General features: G+C 63.6%; 2 protein-coding genes. Both read right to left on the bottom strand.

The features are described from left to right. Positions 1 to 151 precede the first annotated feature (151 nt). On the bottom strand, positions 152 to 586 hold the full coding sequence (locus tag AB0D48_RS37420) for a carbonic anhydrase (RefSeq protein ID WP_362407840.1): 435 nt from the start codon (positions 584 to 586) through the stop codon (positions 152 to 154). A 106-nt stretch (positions 587 to 692) separates the two neighbouring features. Then, positions 693 to 1301 (bottom strand): transposase (locus AB0D48_RS37415; RefSeq protein ID WP_362407837.1); only part of this gene is annotated, 609 nt, incomplete at its 5' end.

Genomic DNA, 1301 nt, shown 5'->3' with positions numbered 1-1301 from the left:
AACAACCACCGGGCCAACCATCACAGCGTCGGCAAGACGGCCAAACGCGCCGAGTCAATCAAGGAACACCAAGCCCGCAGAGGATAAATGCCAAGGTAAGGGTCTGTTCGCGAGGGGCCTTCTCCATCAGTTCGCTACCCCGACCGCAGCGTCACCGATCAGGCAATGCCCCGCGACTTCCCGACGGAGTGCTACTAACTTCTTCAAGCAGCCCTGTGGCGATGTCGAGCACGAACTCGCGTACGGATTCGCGGTGGGAGAGGTAGGGGCTCGCCTTGATGCGGCTGATGGACCGTCGTACGTCGTTTTCCACGTCGTGGAAGGACTCCTCCGGCCAGAGGGGCCGAAGGCCCGACTCGCTGCGGATCGGCTCCTTGAGCCGATAGCCGGGGTAGGTCAGCATCCGACAGTCAGTGTGGTGGATGAGCATGATCTCGTCCGTTCCCAGCAACTGGTGGCTCACTGCCAGCGATCGGATCACATCGTCAGTGATGACTCCCCCCGCATTGCGAATCACGCTCGCTTCGCCCTCGTCCAGGCCCAGGACCGCGTAGATGTTCTGCCGCGCATCCATGCAGGCGACCACGGCGACACGTTGGGAGGGTTCCTTCGGAAGCGGGCCGGTGTGCCGAGAGGCATAGGCCCGATTGTTCGCGAGATAGTGCTCGGTGACTGATTCCTAATGTGGTCTGTCAAGCGGCGAGGGCTGTCGGTGGTGTGAGTTCGTAGCATCGTCCATCGCGGAGGAGAGCCCAGAGGACGTTGACGCGGCGGCGGGCGAGGGCGAGGACGGCTTGAGTGTGACGCTTGCCTTCGGCGCGTTTGCGTTCGTAGAACCGGCGGGATTCCTCAGACCGTCGGATGCTGAAGAGCGCGGAAGTGTAGAGGACGCGCTGGAGCCGTCGGTTGTAGCGCTGCGGCCGCCGTAGGTTTCCGCTGATCTTGCCGGAGTCGCGCGGGACGGGTGCGACGCCGCCGAAGCCGGCGAGGCGGTCCGGTGTTCCGAAGACGGTCATGTCACCGCCGGTGGCGGCCAGGAACTCAGCCCCGAGGACGATGCCAAGGCCGGGCATGCTGGTGATCACGTCGAAGTGGTGGTGGTCGCGAAATCGGGCCTCGATGAGCTTGTCGAGCTCAGCGACCTGCTGGTTCAGGGCCATCACTTCCTTCGCCAGGGTGTGCACCATCTGCGCGGTCAGCTTCTCGCCGGGGGCCCGTATTTCAATAACTGTCAGTGACGGGGTTCCGCAGGGGTTGTTCGGGCGTGTAGCTGTTCCAATGTGCGGGCGGGCGATCCGGGT

This window comes from Streptomyces sp. NPDC048269 (genome assembly GCF_040652395.1).
Classification (GTDB): domain Bacteria; phylum Actinomycetota; class Actinomycetes; order Streptomycetales; family Streptomycetaceae; genus Streptomyces.
The sequence above is the reverse complement of the archived record's forward strand: the minus strand, read 5'-3'. Positions and strand labels throughout refer to the sequence as shown.